21 protein-coding genes and 1 tRNA gene are annotated in these 21,504 nt (G+C 37.3%); 20 read left to right on the top strand and 2 right to left on the bottom strand.

Features of this window, described 5'->3' with window-relative positions; all coding sequences use genetic code 11:
• The first annotated feature begins 22 nt into the window (after positions 1–22).
• The 16 genes from FJA49_RS10720 to FJA49_RS10795 all read left to right on the top strand — a co-directional run bounded on the left by FJA49_RS10720 (position 23) and on the right by FJA49_RS10795 (position 15,255).
• On the top strand, positions 23–1,258 hold the full coding sequence (locus FJA49_RS10720) for an NADH-quinone oxidoreductase subunit D (RefSeq protein ID WP_140000912.1): 1,236 nt from the start codon (positions 23–25) through the stop codon (positions 1,256–1,258).
• 155 nt (positions 1,259–1,413) lie between these two features.
• Entirely contained in the window at positions 1,414–1,944 is a 531-nt protein-coding gene (locus tag FJA49_RS10725; RefSeq protein WP_140000913.1) for a complex I 24 kDa subunit family protein, read from the top strand.
• A gap of 1 nt (position 1,945) precedes the next feature.
• Positions 1,946–3,313, top strand: coding sequence for an NADH-quinone oxidoreductase subunit NuoF (gene nuoF, locus FJA49_RS10730; protein ID WP_140000914.1), 1,368 nt, complete (start codon positions 1,946–1,948; stop codon positions 3,311–3,313).
• A 99-nt stretch (positions 3,314–3,412) separates the two neighbouring features.
• The gene (locus tag FJA49_RS10735; protein ID WP_140000915.1) at positions 3,413–4,456 is read left to right on the top strand and encodes a 2Fe-2S iron-sulfur cluster-binding protein; all 1,044 of its coding nucleotides are present in this window, start codon (positions 3,413–3,415) and stop codon (positions 4,454–4,456) included.
• 5 nt (positions 4,457–4,461) lie between these two features.
• Positions 4,462–5,493, top strand: a complete 1,032-nt coding sequence (gene nuoH / locus FJA49_RS10740; protein ID WP_140000916.1) for an NADH-quinone oxidoreductase subunit NuoH — start codon at positions 4,462–4,464, stop codon at positions 5,491–5,493.
• Positions 5,494–5,557: 64 nt separating this feature from the next.
• Positions 5,558–6,103 (top strand): NADH-quinone oxidoreductase subunit NuoI, encoded by a 546-nt coding sequence (nuoI, locus tag FJA49_RS10745; protein WP_199758380.1) that lies wholly within the window; start codon positions 5,558–5,560, stop codon positions 6,101–6,103.
• A gap of 1 nt (position 6,104) precedes the next feature.
• Positions 6,105–6,629, top strand: coding sequence for an NADH-quinone oxidoreductase subunit J family protein (locus tag FJA49_RS10750; protein ID WP_140000918.1), 525 nt, complete (start codon positions 6,105–6,107; stop codon positions 6,627–6,629).
• 2 nt (positions 6,630–6,631) lie between these two features.
• Complete coding sequence (gene nuoK, locus FJA49_RS10755; protein ID WP_140000919.1) at positions 6,632–6,952, top strand: NADH-quinone oxidoreductase subunit NuoK; 321 nt, start codon at positions 6,632–6,634, stop codon at positions 6,950–6,952.
• 6 nt (positions 6,953–6,958) lie between these two features.
• Entirely contained in the window at positions 6,959–8,839 is a 1,881-nt protein-coding gene (nuoL, locus tag FJA49_RS10760) for an NADH-quinone oxidoreductase subunit L (protein WP_140000920.1), read from the top strand.
• A gap of 10 nt (positions 8,840–8,849) precedes the next feature.
• Entirely contained in the window at positions 8,850–10,289 is a 1,440-nt protein-coding gene (locus FJA49_RS10765; RefSeq protein ID WP_140000921.1) for a complex I subunit 4 family protein, read from the top strand.
• Between the two features lie 16 nt (positions 10,290–10,305).
• The gene (locus FJA49_RS10770; RefSeq protein ID WP_140000922.1) at positions 10,306–11,676 is read left to right on the top strand and encodes an NADH-quinone oxidoreductase subunit N; all 1,371 of its coding nucleotides are present in this window, start codon (positions 10,306–10,308) and stop codon (positions 11,674–11,676) included.
• A 137-nt stretch (positions 11,677–11,813) separates the two neighbouring features.
• Positions 11,814–13,082 carry a Y-family DNA polymerase gene (locus tag FJA49_RS10775; RefSeq protein ID WP_140000923.1) on the top strand — a complete coding sequence of 423 codons (1,269 nt, stop codon included), beginning with the start codon at positions 11,814–11,816 and terminating at the stop codon, positions 13,080–13,082.
• Complete coding sequence (locus tag FJA49_RS10780; protein ID WP_140000924.1) at positions 13,073–13,522, top strand: LexA family protein; 450 nt, start codon at positions 13,073–13,075, stop codon at positions 13,520–13,522. The genes FJA49_RS10775 and FJA49_RS10780 overlap by 10 nt, the downstream gene beginning before the upstream one ends.
• 339 nt (positions 13,523–13,861) lie before the next feature.
• Positions 13,862–14,638 carry a hypothetical protein gene (locus FJA49_RS10785; RefSeq protein ID WP_140000925.1) on the top strand — a complete coding sequence of 259 codons (777 nt, stop codon included), beginning with the start codon at positions 13,862–13,864 and terminating at the stop codon, positions 14,636–14,638.
• Positions 14,639–14,719: 81 nt separating this feature from the next.
• Positions 14,720–14,926 (top strand): hypothetical protein, encoded by a 207-nt coding sequence (locus tag FJA49_RS10790; protein WP_140000926.1) that lies wholly within the window; start codon positions 14,720–14,722, stop codon positions 14,924–14,926.
• 2 nt (positions 14,927–14,928) lie between these two features.
• The gene (locus FJA49_RS10795) at positions 14,929–15,255 is read left to right on the top strand and encodes a helix-turn-helix domain-containing protein (protein WP_140000927.1); all 327 of its coding nucleotides are present in this window, start codon (positions 14,929–14,931) and stop codon (positions 15,253–15,255) included.
• 224 nt (positions 15,256–15,479) lie between these two features.
• Here the strand turns inward: FJA49_RS10795 and FJA49_RS10800 are convergent.
• Positions 15,480–15,559: transfer RNA gene (locus FJA49_RS10800), tRNA-Leu, on the bottom strand.
• Between the two features lie 158 nt (positions 15,560–15,717).
• On the opposite strand from FJA49_RS10800, the gene FJA49_RS10805 reads away from it, so the two are divergent.
• The 4 genes from FJA49_RS10805 to FJA49_RS10820 all read left to right on the top strand — a co-directional run bounded on the left by FJA49_RS10805 (position 15,718) and on the right by FJA49_RS10820 (position 18,608).
• Positions 15,718–16,659: a ribose-phosphate pyrophosphokinase gene (locus FJA49_RS10805; protein ID WP_140000928.1), complete on the top strand. Its 942-nt coding sequence runs from the start codon at positions 15,718–15,720 to the stop codon at positions 16,657–16,659.
• Positions 16,660–16,688: 29 nt separating this feature from the next.
• Complete coding sequence (locus FJA49_RS10810) at positions 16,689–17,300, top strand: 50S ribosomal protein L25/general stress protein Ctc (RefSeq protein ID WP_140000929.1); 612 nt, start codon at positions 16,689–16,691, stop codon at positions 17,298–17,300.
• 120 nt (positions 17,301–17,420) lie between these two features.
• Positions 17,421–18,047 carry an aminoacyl-tRNA hydrolase gene (pth, locus tag FJA49_RS10815; protein ID WP_140000930.1) on the top strand — a complete coding sequence of 209 codons (627 nt, stop codon included), beginning with the start codon at positions 17,421–17,423 and terminating at the stop codon, positions 18,045–18,047.
• Positions 18,048–18,092: 45 nt separating this feature from the next.
• The gene (locus FJA49_RS10820) at positions 18,093–18,608 is read left to right on the top strand and encodes a hypothetical protein (RefSeq protein WP_140000931.1); all 516 of its coding nucleotides are present in this window, start codon (positions 18,093–18,095) and stop codon (positions 18,606–18,608) included.
• 49 nt (positions 18,609–18,657) lie between these two features.
• Here the strand turns inward: FJA49_RS10820 and FJA49_RS10825 are convergent, their stop codons facing one another.
• Positions 18,658–21,342: a zinc-dependent metalloprotease gene (locus tag FJA49_RS10825; RefSeq protein ID WP_140000932.1), complete on the bottom strand. Its 2,685-nt coding sequence runs from the start codon at positions 21,340–21,342 to the stop codon at positions 18,658–18,660.
• Between the last annotated feature and the right edge of the window lie 162 nt (positions 21,343–21,504).

A 21,504-nucleotide genomic window follows, 5' to 3' on the forward strand; every position in this document is an offset into this window, starting at 1 on the left:
TAGTACTGAAATAATATCTATAATGTCAGACTTATTATTACCACCAGAATTACGATATGCCGATATCATCAAACAAAGACAGAATGAAGACGGAAGCGAGCTATCCATTCTGAACTTAGGCCCTACGCATCCTGCTACGCACGGAATTTTCCAGAACATTCTTTTAATGGATGGAGAACGAATCGTAGAAGGAGAAGGTACCGTGGGTTATATACATCGTGCATTCGAAAAAATTGCTGAAAACAGACCTTTTTACCAGATAACACCTTTGACCGACAGGATGAATTACTGTTCGTCTCCTATAAACAATATGGGATGGTGGATGACTCTGGAAAAAGCGCTAAATATAGAAGTCCCTAAAAGAGTACAATACCTTCGAGTAATCATAATGGAATTGGCACGTATTGCCGACCATATTATTTGCAACTCGGTACTTGGTGTTGATACAGGAGCCTTAACAGGCTTTTTGTATGTATTCCAATTCAGGGAAAAAATCTATGAAATCTACGAGGAAATCTGTGGTGCTAGGCTAACGACCAACATGGGAAGAATTGGAGGTTTTGAAAGAGAATGGAGCCCAGCTGCATTCCAAAAAATCAACGAATTTCTTGAAGAATTCCCTCCTGTTTGGGAACAATTCGAAAACTTGCTGTCACGTAACAGGATTTTCATGGATAGGACTATTGATGTAGGCCCTATTTCTGCTGAGCGTGCCATGAGTTATGGTTTTACAGGTCCAAATTTAAGAGCTACAGGTGTTGATTATGACATCCGTGTTATGCAGCCGTACAGTTCTTATGAAGATTTCGAATTTAATATACCTGTTGGAAAATCTGGCGATACTTATGACCGTTTCTGCGTTAGAAATGCAGAAGTTTGGGAAAGTATCAGCATCATAAAGCAAGCCTTGGCAAAAATGCCGGAAGGACCTTATCATGCAAATGTTCCGGATTATTATCTTCCGCCAAAAGAAGACGTTTATACTACAATGGAAGCTTTGATTTACCACTTCAAAATCGTTATGGGAGAAATTCCTGTTCCGGTAACAGAAGTATACCATCCTGTTGAAGGTGGTAATGGTGAATTAGGATTCTATCTGATAACCGACGGAAGCAGAACACCTTACAGACTACATTTCAGAAGACCATGCTTTATTTATTATCAGGCATTCAATGAAATGGTAAAAGGTCAGATGCTTTCAGATGCAATTGCTACGCTATCAAGTTTGAACGTAATTGCAGGAGAATTAGACGCATAGAGATTTAGGATTTGGGATTTAAGATTTAAGATTTAGGGTTTGAGGCCACAGAAATCAAAAATCATAAATCTAAAATCAGAAGTCAAAAAATATATTTAGGAGTATAAATTTTGAATGTCAGATTCGAATCTGAAATCAAAAATCTGAAATAGAAAATGGAACGTTTACATATCAAACAAGAAATAAATATCACAGAAGCCTTGATGGAACGCATCAACGAGCTTTTGAGCCATTATCCGGCAGACAAGAAAAAGTCAGCCCTGTTGCCTGTTTTGCACGATGTTCAAGACGCACATGACAACTGGTTGAGCATTGAACTGATGGATAAGGTTGCTGAAATACTTGAAATAAAACCAATTGAGGTTTATGAAGTCGTATCGTTTTATACGATGTTCAACCAAAGACCGATTGGAAAATATATGTTCGAGTTCTGTCAGACTTCACCTTGCTGTTTGAGAGGTGTTGAAAATCTGATGGATTATACCTGTGACAAACTAGGCGTTAAAGTTGGCGAGCCAACGGCAGACGGAATGTTTGAAGTACGAGGAGTTGAATGTCTTGGAGCTTGTGGTTATGCACCTATGATGCAGCTTGGCGACTTTTTCCAAGAAAATCTGACAAAAGACAAAATCGACCAGCTTATTGCTGATTGCAGAGATAACAAGGTTATATTACACGATAAATAATATGTCAAAGAAAATATTATTAGAGAAAGCGAGTATTCCTGGGATTAAGACTTATGAAGTCTATCGCCAAAATGGCGGCTATGCTTCTGTAGAAAAAGCCCTGAAGTCGATGACCCCGGATGAAGTTGTTGAAGAAGTGAAAACTTCTGGATTGAGAGGTCGTGGCGGTGCTGGTTTCCCTACTGGAATGAAATGGAGCTTCATCGATAAAAAATCTGGAAAACCGAGACATTTGGTTTGTAATGCCGACGAATCAGAACCGGGAACTTTTAAAGACCGTTTCTTGATGGAATACATTCCTCACCTTCTTATTGAAGGAATGATTACTTCCAGCTATGCCTTAGAAGCAAACTTATCTTATATCTACATCCGCGGCGAATATATGTGGGTGTACAAAATACTTGAAAGAGCCATCAAAGAAGCTTATGCTGCGGGTTGGCTTGGAAAAAACATTTTAGGAACCGGCTACAATTTAGACTTATATGTTCATTGTGGTGGTGGTGCCTATATCTGTGGCGAAGAAACGGCATTGATCGAATCTTTGGAAGGAAAAAGAGGAAATCCTCGAATCAAACCACCGTTCCCTGCTGTTTCTGGTCTTTGGGCCAACCCAACAGTAGTAAATAACGTAGAATCGATTGCAGCAGTGCCATGGATTGTCAATAATATGGGTGCTGAATATGCTAAAATCGGTATTGGAAGATCAACTGGAACCAAATTGATTTCTGCTTCAGGACATATCAAAAATCCTGGCGTTTATGAAATCGAATTAGGACTTAGCGTTGATGAGTTCATGAATTCTGACGAATATTTGGGCGGAATGATTGACGACAGACCTTTGAAAGCATTTGTTCCTGGAGGATCATCTGTTCCTGTACTTCCTGCCAACTTGATTTATAAGACTGCAAATGGTGAAGACCGTCTGATGTCATACGAATCATTAAGCGACGGTGGATTTGCTACAGGATCTATGCTAGGTTCTGGTGGATTTATTGTGTATAACGACACTGCATGTATTGTTAGAAACACATGGAATTTCTCCAGATTCTACCACCACGAAAGCTGCGGACAATGTTCGCCTTGCCGTGAAGGAACAGGCTGGCTTGAAAAAGTATTACACAGAATTGAAAACGGTCATGGCCGAGAAGAAGATATTGACCTGCTTTGGAGTATTCAGAGCAAGATTGAAGGAAACACAATTTGTCCACTAGGTGATGCTGCTGCCTGGCCAGTTGCCGCTGCAATCCGTCACTTTAGAGATGAATTTGAATATCATGTCCGTTTCCCGGAAAAAATAAAAAACAGAGACCATTTTGTAAATGAGCCTTTTGAAAAGGTAAGACATTTGGTTGGAAAGCAAACAGTTTAAATATAGTCAAAAGTCGAAAGTCATAAAGTCGAAAGACATAAGTCGAAAGTTATAAAGACATTACAACTTTAAGACTTTATACTCATCAAGAATAAAAAAATGAAAGTAACAATAGACGGTCAAACCATAGAAGTAGAACCAGGAACCACTATCCTGCAGGCTGCTCGAATGATCGGTGGCGAATCGGTTCCGCCAACGATGTGCTATTATTCAAAACTGAAAGGTTCTGGCGGAAAATGCCGCGCCTGTCTGGTTGAAGTTTCTAAAGGAAGCGATGCGAATCCTACGCCAATGCCAAAATTAATGGCTTCATGTGTCACAGGAGTGATGGATGGTATGGAAGTAAACAGCATCAAATCTGACCGAGTTACGGAAGCCAGAAAATCAGTTACAGAGTTTTTGTTGATCAACCACCCTCTAGACTGCCCGGTTTGTGACCAGGCTGGAGAATGTGATCTTCAAAACCTAAGTTTCAAACATGGAAAATCGCAGACCCGTTATATTGAAGAAAAAAGAACTTTCGAGCCGGAAGATATAGGCCCGAACATTCAATTGCACATGAACCGTTGTATTTTGTGCTACAGATGTGTAATGGTTGCAGATCAGCTTACAGACAACCGTGTTCATGGAGTTATGGACAGAGGTGACCATTCTAACATTTCGACCTGTATTTCAAAAGCAATCGACAATGAATTCTCAGGAAACATGATTGATGTTTGTCCTGTGGGAGCATTAACAGATAAAACATTCCGTTTCAAGTCAAGAGTATGGTTCAACAAACCATTCAATGCACATAGAAACTGTGATAAATGTTGTGGTAAGACAACCGTATGGATGTTTGGAAACGAGATCCAAAGGGTAACCGGAAGAAAAGACGAGTTCCACGAAGTAGAAGAATTTATCTGCAACGAATGTCGTTTTGACCATAAAAATGTAGAAGACTGGGTAATTGAAGGTCCAAGAAAATTCGAAAAAGATTCAGTTATCAACCAAAATAATTACACAAGAAAATTAGATACGGTTGTTATCGAAACAGAAAGCGGAATCTTAAAAGGTCGTGAACAGGACAGAAGAAAAATCAGTATGTCGGCAGTTCCTTTGACTAAAGAAGAGGAGCAGGAATTTAAGGAAGGTAATATTTAGATAAGATGGACAGTACTATAATCATAGAAAAAGGAGTTTTTATTGTCATAATCTTTGCTATCACAATGTTGATGGCGATGTATTCTACGCTTGCCGAAAGAAAAATTGCTGCCTGGCTTCAAGACCGTATCGGACCAAACAGAGCCGGAAAAGGTGGAATATTACAACCACTTGCTGACGGACTTAAATTATTTTCAAAAGAAGAATTTCTTCCTGATACGCCTAACAAATTCTTATTTGTAGTAGGTCCTGCTATTTCCATGAGCGTTGCCTTGATGACAAGTGCCGTTATTCCGTGGGGAGACAAATTGCATTTGTTTGGAAGAGATATTGTTTTACAAGCTACAGACATCGACGTTGCTATCTTATATGTATTCGGAGTATTATCTGTTGGAGTATATGGAATCATGATTGGAGGTTGGGCATCCAACAACAAATTCTCTTTGATGTCTGCTATGCGTGCGGCTTCTCAGATGATTTCTTATGAAATCGCAATGGGACTTTCAATCATTGCTTTGTTGATGATGGAAGGAACATTGAGCTTGCGTGAAATTTCAGCCAACCAAAGCGGAATGCACTGGAATGTTTTCTATCAGCCTATCGGTTTTATTATTTTCCTGGTATGTTCTTTTGCTGAAACAAACAGAACTCCTTTTGACCTTGCAGAATGTGAAGCCGAATTAATTGGAGGTTACCATACGGAATATTCTTCGATGAGAATGGGATTCTATTTGTTTGCTGAATACGCAAGTATGTTTATCTCATCCACTATTTTGTCTGTTCTTTATTTTGGAGGTTACAACTATCCTGGAATGGAATGGGCAACACAAAACTGGGGTGTAAATCCGGCTAACATTATTGGAATAGTCGTATTGTTTATAAAAATCTGTTTCTTCATCTTCTTCTTTATGTGGGTAAGATGGACGATACCAAGATTCCGTTACGACCAGCTAATGCGATTGGGATGGAAAATTCTGATTCCACTGGCGATAGCAAATATTTTAGTAACTGCAGTTGTAATGCTGCTGCTTCAATAACAGGATTAATAAAAAGATTTAGAAAGGACAATTTCCGCTTCAAAATCTTAAATCATATATCAAAATGAGTATAGAAACTATATCATTATCGGGAAGAAAGAAAGAGGTTTCAAACAAAAAGATGAGCTTTTTGGAGAGCCTATATCTTGTGGCAATCGTAAAAGGATTGTTTATCACGATCAAGCACTTATTTACCAGAAAAGTAACGATCAAATATCCGGAACAGGTTCGTCCAATGAGCCCTGTTTACCGTGGTCAGCATATGCTGATGCGTGATGAAGAAGGTCGTGAGCGTTGTACAGCTTGCGGATTATGTGCCTTATCTTGTCCTGCTGAAGCTATTACGATGAAAGCAGAAGAAAGAAAGCCAGACGAAAAACATCTGTATAGAGAAGAAAAATATGCTTCTATCTATGAAATTAATATGTTGCGTTGCATTTTCTGTGGTCTGTGTGAAGAAGCTTGCCCTAAACAAGCGATCTATTTGACAACCTCTAAAAAGATTGTAAAGGCAAATTATGAAAGAGACGAATTTATTTACGGAAAAGATAAATTGGTTATGCCTTTAGAACAGGCTTTGAATAATACTAAATTGAAAACGGCTAATTAATATGTTGACAACTGTATTTTATATTTTATCTGCAATTACTTTGGCTTCTGCGTTCCTGACGATTTTCACAAAAAATCCGATTCATAGCGCAATCTATTTGGTAATCTGTTTCTTTTCGATAGCCGGACACTATTTGCTGTTCAATGCGCAATTTCTGGCTGTTGTCCATATCATAGTATATTCCGGAGCAATTATGATTCTCTTGCTCTTTACGATAATGTTGATGAACCTCAATAAGGAAGATGAAAAGCACAAAAGCGGGCTTACGATACTTGCGGCAGTAGCTTCTTTCTGTTTGGTGGCTTACGTACTTTTGGCTGCTTTTATAAAATCAATGCCAATTCTTGAAAAAGGAGACTATTATGTTTCTGGCGAAGATTACCAGTCCATCAAAGTCCTTGGACAAGTATTGCTCGATGAGAAAAACGGCTTTATGATTCCTTTCGAATTTGCTTCAGTATTGTTGCTTGTGTCTATGATTGGAGCGGTCCTATTGTCTAAAAAAGAAGAAAAAATAAGCTTATAGTTATGCAGAGTGTTTTACAGGAAATAGGCATTAACAACTACATTTATCTTTCAACGATATTATTTTGTATCGGGATATTTGGGGTTTTGTTCAGAAGAAATGCCATTATAATGTTTATGTCAATCGAGATTATGTTGAATGCGGTAAATCTTTTACTGGTTGTCTTTTCAACCTACCACCAGGATGCCGCAGGACAAGTATTCGTATTCTTCTCAATGGCCGTTGCTGCCGCAGAAGTTGCAGTTGGTTTGGCTATTCTGGTTGGAATTTACAGAAACATTCATTCGATTGATATTGATAAATTAAAAAATTTAAAAGGATAATCCCTAATGGAGACAAGCTTACTCTTATTTTTATTATTGGCGCCATTTGCAGGCTTTTTATTCAACGTATTCTTTGGAAAAAAAGTCAGCCGCAATGTTTCCGGAACTATCGGAACAATTGCAGTTGCTATTTCCTTTGGAATCGCATTAAACTTTTTCTTTCAAATAAACAGTACAAAAAAGCCTATACTGATTGAGCTATTTCACTGGATGACACTTGGGAATTTTAACGTAGGCTTCAGCTTCCTGTTAGACCAATTGTCTATTCTTTGGCTTCTTTTTGTAACAGGAATTGGTACTTTAATCCATATCTATTCTATAAGCTATATGCATGATGATGAAAATCTGCATAAGTTTTTCGCTTATCTGAATCTGTTTATCTTCTTTATGATCACATTGGTTACAGGCTCTAACCTGTTGATCATGTTCATAGGCTGGGAAGGTGTTGGACTTTGCTCCTACTTGCTTATCGGATTCTGGTATAAAAACCAAGAGTATAACGATGCAGCTAAAAAGGCATTCATCATGAACAGAATTGGGGATCTTGGATTCCTTATCGGAATTTTCACATTGGGTTACCTATTCAGCTCTGTTGATTTCACAACAATTAAAACTGCAGTAGCTTCAGGGCAAACTGTTGACTTAGGATGGCTTGGTTTTGGAACTTTCTGTCTTTTCATTGGTGCTTCCGGTAAATCAGCCCAGATTCCTTTATATACGTGGCTTCCGGATGCGATGGCAGGACCAACGCCGGTTTCTGCATTAATCCACGCAGCAACGATGGTTACTGCCGGAATCTTCATGATCACCCGATTGAACTTCTTGTTTGATTTGACACCTAACATCCAGATGATTATAGCCGTGATAGGTGCAATAACTTCTCTGGTTGCCGCATTTATTGCTTTGGTGCAGAACGATATCAAAAAAGTTTTGGCTTATTCTACAGTTTCCCAATTAGGCTTGATGTTTTTGGCTCTAGGATTAGGGGCTTATGAAATTGCTGTTTTCCACGTAATCACACATGCTTTCTTCAAAGCTTGTTTATTCTTAGGTTCAGGTTCAGTAATCCATGCTATGCACGGAGAACAGGACATGAGAAAGATGGGCGGCTTACGAAAATATATGAAAGTTACTTATATCACTTTCTTAATTGCGACATTAGCCATTTCAGGTATTCCGATTTTTGCCGGTTTCTTCTCTAAAGATGAAATCCTGATGGTCGCTTTCCACGAAAATAAAGCATTGTGGGTTATTGCTTCTTTGGCTTCAATTATGACCGCTTTTTATATGTTCCGTTTATTATACCTTACCTTCTTCAAAGAATTCAGAGGAACAGACGAACAGAGACACCATTTGCACGAATCACCAAGCTTGATTACTTTCCCATTAATTGTATTGGCAATACTTTCAACTGTTGGAGGTTTTATCAGTTTCCCTGGTCATAGCTGGCTGAACGAATATCTGAAACCAATATTTATTAGAGCAAGAGAAGAGCATCATGTAGACACTACTACCTTTATGCTAATGGGAGTTGCAGTTGTGGGTGCCTTGATTGGGATTGGAATCGCATATTCCAATTATATCAAAAAATCCCAGGTACCTGGTGCAGACAATGAAATTACAGGATTTTCAAAAGTTTTATATAATAAGTTTTATGTAGATGAAATTTATATGGCGGTAATCGTGAGGCCAATCTATGCAATAGCAAGCTTCTCGAAAAACTTTATCGAAACAGCCTTATCAGGATTTATTTTCGGATTAGGCAAGGTCACAAATATGGTTGGAACGCAAGGACGAGTACTTCAAAACGGAAGCGTAGGATTCTATCTTTTTGTTTTTGTTATCGGAACTGCTTCAATTATCGCTTATTTATTTTTAGCTCAATAATTCATCACTAATGGACGTATCTTTTTTATTAATTATTTTATTAGTCGGAGCAATTGCTACTTTTCTATCCGGAGACAAATGGGCTTCAAAAATAGCTTTGCTATTTAGCCTTGCTGCATTTGGTGTATCGGTTTATCTTTTGAACTTATATAATGCGGGACAGAATATTAACCTGATCAAGCAATGGGTAACCATTCCGAAAATCTATATAGCTCTTGGAGCAGACGGTTTGACTATGGCAATGGTTCTTCTTACAACTGCCTTGACACCTTTGATTATATTCTCGTCTTTTGGAAATTCTTACGCTAAATCCAAAAACTTCTATGCCTTGATTCTCTTCATGGTTTTTGCCATGGTTGGAACATTTTTAAGTGCTGATGGTTTCTTATATTATATTTTCTGGGAACTTTCATTAATTCCTATCTATTTTATTGCACTAATCTGGGGTAACGGAAATCCCCAAAGCAGAAAAAAAGCTGTCGTAAAGTTCTTTATTTACACTTTTGCAGGATCTTTATTCATGCTGGTTTCTTTTATCTATCTATACCAAATAACAGGAAGTTTCCTTTTGAGCGACCTGATCAGAGCTCAATTGTCTACACAAGAACAATTCTGGATATTCCTAGGTTTCTTCCTGGCATATGCTATTAAGATTCCACTTATTCCTTTCCATACCTGGCAGGCAAAAGTATACCAAAAAGCTCCGGCCGTGGGTACAATGCTATTATCAGGTATTATGTTGAAAATGGCACTTTATAGTATTATCAGATGGCAATTGCCTCTTGCTCCGCTGGCGGCAAAAGAATACCTGTATTATTTTGTAGGCCTAAGCGTTGCCGGAGTAATTTACGGTTCTATCGTAGCCTTGAAACAGAAAGACATAAAAAAACTATTGGCTTATTCTTCGTTAGCTCACGTTGGACTAATTGCAGCGGGTTGTTATACTATGACCTTAGATGGTTTGAGAGGTGCAACCTTGCAGATGATTGCCCATGGTTTTGGAGTAGTAGGTTTGTTCTTCGCAGCTGAAATCATTTCCAGAAGATATACTACCGGAAAAATTTCAGAAATGGGAGGCATCAGAATACAATCACCTAAATTCACTTCCATGTTCATGATCTTGGTTTTGGCTTCTGTAGCCTTGCCTGGAACATTTAACTTCGTAGGAGAATTTGAATTGCTTTACAGCTTAGCACAAAAAAGCGTTACCATCTGTATTATTGGTGGAACAACAATCATTTTAGGAGCTTTCTATATGTTAAGAATGTTCCAGAAAGTAATGCTTGGAGAGAAAAACGAGAAATTTTTTGCAGATGTCAACTTCAATGAAGGCCTTGTAATGGTTATAATTATTGGTGTATTATTATTTTTCGGATTATACCCAAAACCAATTATCGATTTGATTACACCAAGCCTTGAGGAAGCGATAAAAGTTATAAACAGAATTTAATTTAGTCAGATATAAAATGTATACATTAATAGCTATTGCCGTATTAGGGGTTTTATGCCTTTTGGCTGAAATTTTTAACGTAAGGAAAGCAATTGTCCCTGTAACAATTATTGGCTTGCTTGCAATCTTGGGATTGACAGCTACTGGATTAAATGATTCTGCTGACTCGTACAACAATATGATTGTCAGCGATAATTTTTCAACTCCGTTCTCTTGCCTGTTTATCTTATTGACAGTGTTCTTAATTGCATTGACACCTAGCTTTCACCAGAAAGAAGTACACAAAATATCCGATTTTGTTTCTATCAAGTTATTCCTCCTAACAGGAGCCGTAGCTATGGTTGCTTTCGGAAACTTAGCCATGTTCTTCTTAGGAATTGAAATTCTTTCTATTTCATTATATGTCTTGGCAGCCAGCAATCGCCTAAGCCTGAAAAGTAATGAAGCAGGTATGAAATATTTCTTGATGGGAGCTTTTGCTTCAGGATTTATCTTGTTTGGAATTGCCTTGATTTATGGTGCCATCGGTTCTTTCGATATGGCAGTAATTCAGGAAGCCGGAACTTCTGCAGATGTAGAAGACTGGTTTTATATAGGAGCTATCCTGCTTAGTATTGGTATGCTTTTCAAAATAGCGGCAGCTCCGTTTCATTTTTGGGCACCAGATGTTTATGAAGGATCTCCTGCCCTTACAACTGCCTTGATGAGTACTTTGGCTAAAGTTGTAGCTATGGCAGCTTTCTTCAAATTGGTAAGCGCAATGAACGTGAATCTTCCTGATTCATCACAAACAGCCTTGATGGTAATTTCTATCCTTTCGATGACGATTGGAAACATCATGGCCTTGAAACAAAATAATGTAAAAAGAATGCTTGCTTTCTCTGGTATTTCTCATGCCGGATTTATGCTGATGACACTTTTGGCGGTTTCAACTTCTGCTGGAATTCTTCTTTATTATGCTTCTGCTTATGCATTGGCTGGAATTGCAGCTTTTTCTGTATTGCTGTATGTTACCAAAGACAAAGACAACGAAGATATTTTCAATTTCAACGGATTAGGAAAGACAAATCCTCTATTAGCTGCTATACTAACAGGAGCTTTGCTTTCAATGGCCGGGATTCCGATATTCTCAGGTTTCTTTGCTAAGGTTTTCTTATTCGGACAGATGCTAAATGCAGGGCACATCATCTTGGTAATTGTTGCTGTGGTAAACTCTATCATTAGCGTTGGTTACTATTTTAAATTGATTTTGGCCATGTATACTAAAGAGGCTACAGAAGCCGCAAAACCTGTTCCTTTTGTATACACTGCGGTAGCAACAGTTGCTATAGTGCTGAATATTGCAATAGGACTTTATCCTTCTTTCTTGTTGGATTTGCTAGTATAAAAAATAAAACACCTTATATAAAAAAGGCCATCACATTTACTGATGGCTTTTTTTATATATAATTTTCTTACGATAATATTTTCAACATTAACTTTTGGCGAAGACTAATTTTTAAGGGTTTGCCTTAATTTTGTAGTATGTATGCTTTAGTCGATTGCAATAATTTTTACGCATCCTGCGAAAGGGTTTTCCAGCCACAATATAATGGAAAGCCTGTTGTTGTATTGTCTAATAACGACGGATGTATTATCTCCAGAAGCGACGAAGCAAAAGCACTAGGCGTTCCTATGGCCGCACCTGAGTTTAAGGTAAGAGAAATGCTTCGGCAAAACAATATTAAAGTATTCTCTTCCAACTATGCCTTATATGGCGACATGAGCCGCCGAGCCATGAATGTCCTCAACAAGTTTACTCCATACGTAGAAGTATACAGCATAGACGAAGCCTTTCTCAATTTTGAAGGAATGAATATTTCTGATTATGACGGCTATGGAAAACAGATTAAAAACACACTTCTTAAGGGATTAAGCCTTCCGGTATGTATTGGTTTTGCACCAACAAAAGCACTGTCTAAAGTAGCCAATAAAATTGCGAGGAAATATCCGGAACGCACGAATGGCGTCTATGTTATCGATACTGAAGAAAAGCGTGTCAAGGCATTGCGATGGACCAAAATAGAAGATGTTTGGGGTATCGGATATCGGATGAAGAAAAAGATGAAAGCCAAAAACATATTAACGGCTTATGATTTCACGGAACCTTTTCATGAAAGCTGGATAAAAAAGGAAATGGGAGTTATTGGTCTTCGGCTTAGAAAAGAATTGTTAGGAGAATCTGTTCTAGGCATTGAAGAACCCGGCAATAAAAAAAGCATTGCCATTACCCGAAGCTTTCCGAAACAATTAACCGATTTTGATGCCCTGAGAGAACGTGTTTCTACTTTTGCTTCCGTCTGTGCTGAAAAGCTCCGACTGCAAAATTCTTGCTGCCATACCGTAGTTGTAATGTTGGCAACATCCGAACATAAAACCCCTACTACCAAACACTATTACCATAATGCTGTTACGCTACCCTTTGGCACAGACTCTACGCTTACAATAAACCAGGCTGCTATACGGATTTTGGAAAAATTATATGAGGAACACAAGGGAGAGCGGTTTCAAAAAGCAGGCGTTATTGTTACCCAGCTAATCAATACCAATGAAAAACAGCTTCATTTGTTTGAAGAAGAAAATCCGAAACACCATCAGTTGATGAAAGCCATTGACAAGATCAATACTAAAATTGGAGACCGAAAAGTCAAATTAGGCTCACAGGATTCCAAAACATGGAACATGAAACAAAATATGCTTTCACCAAAATACACAACACGATTGGATCAAATCCTAGTAGTTAAATGTCATTAGACCGCAAACATAAAGCCCAAAAACTAACCTTTTTCAAGCCCGATTTACAAAGCGAGCTTAAAATCCCGTATGTCTCACAAGGTGTTTCTGCCGGATTCCCCTCGCCTGCTCTTGATTTTCTGGAAACCACAATCGACCTGAACAAAGCACTGACCGAAAATCTGGATATGACTTTTTATATAAAGGTAGAAGGACACTCCATGACCGATGCCGGAATAAATGACAAAGACATTCTGATTGTTGACCGAAGTATTGAACCGGCAGATACGAAAATAGCCATCTGTTTTATTGACGGAGAATTTACCGTAAAAAGATTAAAGCTCGAAAAAGACGGATTGTATCTTATGCCGGAAAATAAAGCCTATAAACCCTTAAAGATTTCTGAGGAAAACAACTTTATGATTTGGGGTATAGTGACTTATGTAATCAAGAAGATTTAACAAACATCCATAAAAAAACCTCTGATTTCTCAGAGGTTTTTATTTTTAAGTCTTTGAATGTTGAATTTTCAAACCACTTACAAACTTTATTTACTTATTCGATACCCTCTATGACTAGGACAGCCCATAAAATGTAATTATTAAATTCAAAACAAATAATATATCTAAAAATCAGCGTTTTAGATTAAAAAAACATATTCTTTTGGAGAATAATCTAATATTGAACATCTGTAATCGTTTAACAATCAGAATTCCTATATTAGAAAACTTTATGTAAATCTTAACATAAAAAATTTACCTATAAGTTAAGTATAGCTTAACTTTGTAAAAAAATTAGAGATGTCGGCAAAAATACAAATTCCAAAATCTATAGAAAATCTGGATAAACTTATTAATAGGGTTTCAAAAAACATCTACTCAAGTGAAGAAATTCAGAAGCCCTATTTTTGGCAACAAAAGTTTTTGGGTCAAACTTACACCTGTATAAAACCATTTAACGTTTGTACAAAATTTAAGTTTGATGATAATCTACGTATACAGAATGCGGCAAATCTATTTTCAAATCAGGAGTTGACCATCATCAAAGGAAAAAATAAGATTGGTATATCTAATTCTGTATCTGTATTCAACCATATAAATTTTTCAAAAAAATTAAGCGGGCTTGAAACCAAGCTGACTTTAGCTGAAGAAGAAAAGAAAAAGAAACAAAAATTAAGAAATGAATTAAGTCACTGGATAGATAGCTACGAATCCGAAGTATCTATTAAAGAATTAGTAAAAAATGATAGCGAGCAGTCATATTCTCTTAGCGGCAACCTCATCCGTAGAGCTATAGACAAACTTGCACAGGCAGTAAAGATAACGTTAATGCCCAAGCACGAGCCCCGTACTATTCATGACTTATATGCTGAACGCGTCAAAATGCTTGCCGCCACTAATGCCGAAATCAAAGAAAATGATAAAACAATATCATACATAAAGGCTGTTAGAACCTTTTTAAATAACGTTTTTAAAAGATTTGAAGTTAATATAAGAGAATTTATAGGAAGTATAAACAACTTTAATTTTAAAAATTTAGACGACACACACTCAACCTTAATATCCTTGGGATATTAAGGCATAAGAAGGACTGCCTTAATATTTCTGAACGTTTGAAATCCTTCAAAAACAAATTCAGAAATTTTAAGACAAATTAAAATGTATAAGAAAGATTTAATAAATAAAATAAATGAGGCCCTACAGAATGTAGATATGCCCAACGAAATAAGAGAATTACTAATTGAGCTAAGGAACCAGATTCCATCTGCAACAACCCTTGAACAAAAACAGGGTATTTACTTGAGATGGATGGAAATTATTCTGGCTACTACCCAAATAGTTTATGAGATTTCAACACACACATAGTTATGGAAATAGGTGAAGTAATTAAAATGTTTATAAAAAAAAGGAAATTGTCCCAAGGTCAAGTTGCAAAAGATATTGGCAAAAGCCGAACTGCTCTTTCACAGATTATTAACGGGGCCTACAAACCCCTGCCCGAAACATTAGAAAGTTTGAGCAAGGTATTAAATGTCCCTGTGCCCGTTTTTCATTTTCTTTGCATTGATGAAGAAAGTGTTCCACCAGAAAATAGAGCATTGTTCAGAGCATTGGCCCCAAGCATGGAGAGATACTTATTAGACGTATTTAATACGAGCCCAGAAGATTTGGAGATTGAGAAAAAAGCCCTTTAAGGGCTTTTTCTATTTTAGGGCAAATTTAAGGTTTAGAATTTTTCAATACATAAATTATGACATTTGAAAAATCTTAACATATTTACCGGAAAATTCTTATTTAGAAAAGAAGCATATTGACCATAAAAACTAACGAGGACTTCGTGTTTTTGATTAGAAATGGCCGGAGTTCAAATAAGTAAAATAAAAAAAAGAGACACTTTTTAAAGTATCTCCTTTTTAAGTACCTGGAGTGGGAATCGAACCCACACACCTAAGTACACGAGTTTGAGTCGTGCGCGTCTACCAATTCCGCCATCCAGGCAATTGATGTGTTTCAATTGTGGGTGCAAATGTAAAAAAAATAATTTCATTTAAAAGAAAAAATAGTGAAAAATATTCTTTCAGAGTTGGATTTTATTCCTAAATTTGCACCTCGTTTACACAACACAACACTAACTAACTACTAAACAACAAATTAAAATGTCGCACCAAGAACCGGAAGCAAAAATATTTGCATGTTCTCAAAGCGTATATTTAGCCGAGCAGATAGCTAAAAGCTATGGTGTGGAGCTAGGTAAAGTAACGTTCTCAAAATATAGTGATGGTGAATTCCAGCCGTCTTTCGAAGAATCAATCAGAGGATTGAGAGTTTTTTTGGTTTGCTCCACTTTTCCAAGTGCAGACAACCTTATGGAACTTCTGCTAATGATTGATGCTGCCAAAAGAGCTTCGGCTCGCCATATCACGGCTGTAATACCGTATTTTGGCTGGGCTCGTCAAGACCGAAAAGATAAGCCTCGTGTGCCGATAGGAGCGAAATTGGTTGCCAAATTGCTAGAAGCTGCAGGAGCTACCCGAATCATGACAATGGATTTGCATGCCGACCAGATTCAAGGCTTTTTTGAAAAACCAGTGGATCACTTGTTTGCATCGACCATCTTCTTGCCTTATGTAAAAAGCTTGAACTTGGAAAACCTTACAATCGCATCTCCTGATATGGGAGGCTCAAAAAGAGCGTATGCGTATTCTAAATTTTTAGAATCGGATGTGGTTATTTGTTACAAGCAAAGAAAAGCAGCCAATGTGATTGAAAGTATGGAATTGATTGGCGAGGTAAGAGGAAGAAATATCATCCTTGTCGATGACATGATTGATACCGGAGGAACTTTGGCTAAAGCAGCAGATCTAATGATCGAAAAAGGAGCCTTGAGCGTAAGAGCTATTTGTACGCATGCCATTTTATCGGGCAATGCTTATGAAAAAATTGAGAATTCACAATTAAGTGAATTAATCGTTACTGATTCTATTCCGTTGAAGAAGGAATCGAAAAAAATCCGTGTGGTGAGCTGTGCACCGCTTTTTGCAGAAGTAATGCAGATGGTACAGCACAACAACTCTATCAGCGGTAAGTTCTTAATGTAGAATTTTTTATTAATTATATATATTTACAAATGAAATCGATTACAATTAAAGGATCAGAAAGAGAAAGCGTGGGCAAGTCAGCGACTAAAGCGATACGTAATGCTGGAATGGTTCCTTGCGTTTTATACGGAGGAAATCAACCGGTGCATTTCTCAGCAGAAGAAAAAGCATTCAAAAACTTGATTTACACTCCAAACGCTCACACAGTTGTGATCGAACTTGAAGGTGGTAAAACTTTCAATGCAGTATTGCAAGACACTCAAGTGCACCCTGTTTCAGACAAGATTTTGCACTTAGACTTCTTCCAATTGCATGATGACAAAGAAATCACTATGGAAGTACCAGTAAAAGTTGTTGGTGTTTCTCCAGGTGTATTGTTAGGGGGAGTTTTACGTTTGAACCAACGTAGATTGAAAGTAAAAGCACTTCCTAAAAACCTTCCTGACTTTATCGATGCTGATATCTCAGGTCTTGAAATGGGTAACAAATTATATGTTACTAAATTAGTTGCTGACAACTATAAATTACTTCACCCAGACAACACTGTTGTTGCACAGGTAAGAATTTCACGTGCTGCAATGAAAGCTGCTCAAGAAGCTGCAAAAGCTGCAAAAGCCCCAGCAAAAGGAAAGAAAAAATAATTTTCACCTTGAATTATACCAAAAGCATCAGCCTAAAACTGATGCTTTTTTTATTTTACACACCTATAAAAGATTATAAAACAAGAAAGCTAATCCGTAGAGAAAAACTATTTTTACGAAATGAAAAACTGGATTTTCAATATTTTTAGCAAAAAACAAATAACAACAGATTCAGACCCGATGAAAAAATTTTTAATCGTTGGCCTCGGAAATATTGGCGCAGAATACGTAAACACCCGGCACAATATCGGCTTTAAGGTAGTCGATCATTTAGCGCGAAAAGAAAGCCTTGATTTCCAAACCGTAAAGCTTGGCGCTATGGCAGAATACAAATTAAAAGGCCGAACTCTTTTTCTTTTAAAGCCCAACACCTATATGAACCTCAGCGGTAAAGCAATAAAATATTGGATGGACAAGGAAAATATTCCCGTTTCTAATATTCTGGTAATTACTGATGACTTGAATCTTTCTTTTGGAACCATTAGAATCAAACCAAAAGGAAGCGATGGCGGACATAATGGATTAAAAAGCATACAGCAAACATTAAACTCCTCCGATTATCCGAGATTCCGGTTTGGAATCAGCGATGATTTCAAAAAAGGAAAACAAGTCGATTATGTATTGGGAGAGTGGACTGAAGAAGAAACAGTTAAGCTTTCTGAAAGATTAGATCTTTCAGCAGAGATTATTCGTTCGTTCGCATTAGCAGGACTTGACACTACCATGAATACTTTTAACGGAAAATAAATTGGCTTTCTTTTTGCTATCTTTAACGTAAGAAAAACAAATATCATGAAAAAGTACATACTGTTGCCAATAATTGGATTGATTGCCTCATGCTGTAGCACTAAGAATTCTCAAGCTACGGCAAGCAATAGCAAAAAAGCCAAAATTGAAAGCTCTTGCCCAGAAGAAGGAACTTGCAGTTTTGAAATTCTCCAAAACAAAAGCATGAATGTAAAAACAGACGGTATCGACAAGATTTATTATGAGCTTGAAGAAAATCCGGACAAAGTTGTTTTTCTTTATAAATACCAAAAGAAAATAGCCGACAAAACATTGCAAGATGCTGGTTATTCAGAAGAAATTGTTTTCGAAATGAATAAGGATTATACAGACTTTTCTTTTTCGGATAAAAGAATCCAAAGTACCAAAATGCTTTTTGGAGTTTTTTGTTACTGCAAAGGGAAAGCTGGAAATTATAGAGTAACCAAAGGTAGCCTGATTAAAAAAGGTTCTGATTTGCAAATCGATATTCCACCCATTGTTGACAATCAAATAATCACTCAAATAAAAATAAGCTTATAAAAAAAGGAACTCTTTCGAGTTCCTTTTTCTTTATGATTTAGATTCACGATTATTGAATCACTATCTTCTTAACTTCTTTTTTCTCTCCATCCTGAACAGTAACAAGATAAACTCCTGACTGTGCATTTCCTAATTGAAGACTTTGAGAGAACACTCCTGTGTTTTGATAAGACTGATTGAAAATTTCTCTTCCTCTTATATCGTGTACACCAACTTTGATTTCATTACTTGAATCAGAATTAAACTGAATGTTGAAAGTACCATTATTAGGGTTAGGATAAATCTTAAAGTCTGCAAGCCCGAAGTTTTCAGTGCTTAAAACAGCTGTCTGAGAACAAACTGTTATTGAGAATGAATTTACAGTTCCTGTATCTCCAGCTCCCAAATCTCTAACAGCAAATAACCAGCTTCCTTGCGGATTCGTCCCATTATAAATAGACAATGGCTCTAGAGGCAAAATATTCCCTGTAACTGTAGCAACACAGTTTGCACTATTACCTTGATCATCAAAAGTTGCGTTTAAATTTTTAGACACACCCCCGTTCTCACAACCATTACTAAAAAGAGTAATCAGTGTTTGCGCAGGTGAAGGACCAACAAGTACAATTTGCATATCTGCAAGATAAGTATGAGTTAAATTAACAGCCACATTTATATCAGATACCGCAGCAGTTGTAGGCACTGTAATAGTTCTTACAGTAAAGTTTGGATTATTGTCCGGTACAGCAAAAGCCGTATTAGAAGTATACGTATTACATGTGTTGGTTACAGTATATCCAATTGCAAAGGTTTTTGAGTTAAGGGCATAAAAAATATTCCCTACTGATTCTACCATAATTCTACAAAAAGGAGCTGCCGTATTTGGAACAGTTATCGCCTGCGAACCGTCATTTGGCGTATTAGCAGCTAAAACAGTTGGATAAGTCAATCCACCATCCGTTGAAAGCAAAATATTCACATTAGCTGTATTGAAAGGCGCTGCAGTCGTATTTGCAACGTTCCATGTGATAGTTTGCGTCTGCCCTTGTGTCCAAGAAATTCCTTCTGTATTTTGTGACGTTACAGTAAACGGACCACCTGTCGCGTTAGTTGTAACTGTCATGTTTTGTCTGGATGTTTGTCCACCGTTTGGAGTTCTGTTATCTCTTACTGTAAGGGCAAAATTGAATGTTCTTGCCACAGAAGGAATCATTTCCCAAGCACTGGTAAGGCTACCATTAAGCACATTTGTCAAAGACGGAACATATCTATTTGGAGAGCTTGAAGGAGCTACTGATCTAAAGTTCGGGTTTGAAGTAGTTGAAGTGGCACTAGGCACGTTTGTATTAACTCCCGAGTTAGTCTGCTCCCAGCAATACGTCAGAGCATCACCATTAGCATCTGTTGCGCTTCCTCTCAAAACAAAAGCTGTTCCAACAGGAATTGTATAGTTTGTTAAGGCAGGAACTGTAGGAGGTGTATTTCCATTAGCTACTCCTGGAACACAGTTACCAAAATTTCCTGTAATATGAGAAACCATCTGTGCGATGCTCACCGCATGAAAATAAGCATCTGAATTATTTTGTACGTTAGGAGGACAGATTCCCGCATAACCCATAATGGTAGATCCACTACCTGGTTCTACAGCAGAACCAGTCTGTCTGTTATTCCCACAAGAATTATTAAATGTATGTGCCGCTCCAAATTGGTGTCCCATTTCGTGAGCTACATAATCAATATCATACGGATCTCCAACTGGAGCATCAGATCCTGTAATACCTTTAGCTTTTCCTGATGATATACATACTGCCGGAGATTGCGCCAATCCGCCACCGCCTGTACTTACTGTATGTCCTATATCATAATTTGCATTACCAATCGCACCATCGATTACTACTTGACTTTCATCGATTAAGAAATCAGCATCATTATCTGTAAAGTTATCCGCATCGATAAAAATTATATTCTCATTGTTAGGAACTAATTGCATTCTCAATGACATATCTCTTTCATACACGCTGTTTACACGTGCAACTGTTACGTTCATTGCCGCCAAAACGACTGCTTTCTTTTGTGCAATAGTAGCTGTTGGACTCAAAGTCCCTGCGGCAACCGCTGCATCTGTGTGAAATTTTGCATATTCTATAGTACAGGCCATCGCCAGACGATAAGTTCTGAATCTACCATCACTTGCCGGTGGCGGTAACGGAGCATCCATAGATTCCACATTATAATCCTGAACTTTACATTCAAAACTACGAGTTGTTGTCAAGTCAGACTTGTCATAAACAATGTAGTTCTGCAAATCTTTTGTATAAGGATCAATATAAAAAGTTCCTTTTCCAGACAATGTCATTGTATGGAGACCAAAAATTGTAGTTGTAAGGTGGATTTTAGCAGTAGGATCATCAATTCCCTGACCAATATAGGATTGGATTTCAGGATGTGCTTTTGCTAATTCAGGCGCCATTACTGACGATTCATAGATTCTATAATTCTCAAACTTCCCTTGGGCATTTGGGAAAGCAATTATCACATTTGAAACTTCATTAGCCTCTCTTGAAGGAGCTAACTGCAATTGTGATTTCAATCCAGAAAAATCCAAATGATAAATCTGATATTTTTGTGGCGCAGAGCTACGGTCTGTCTTTTCTAAAACACCGAGCTTCTCTGCAGATGTCTTTGTCCATAATGACTGCGAATAGCTCGCAGAAAACATAAGGACAAAAACAATTAAAGGTAAAAGTTTTTTCATAATAGTTATAGTTTACAAAATCAAAATTAATCATTTCTAAGCATATTCTAATTATTTAACAATAAAAATGAAAGAGATATTTAACAACACCAGCCCTTCATTGCTTTTTTATAACAGCCTTTCTTTTACTAAAGACTATTCAAGACTCTAACAAGATATATC

Source organism: Flavobacterium microcysteis (assembly GCF_006385255.1).
In the GTDB taxonomy this organism is placed as follows: Bacteria; Bacteroidota; Bacteroidia; order Flavobacteriales; family Flavobacteriaceae; genus Flavobacterium; species Flavobacterium microcysteis.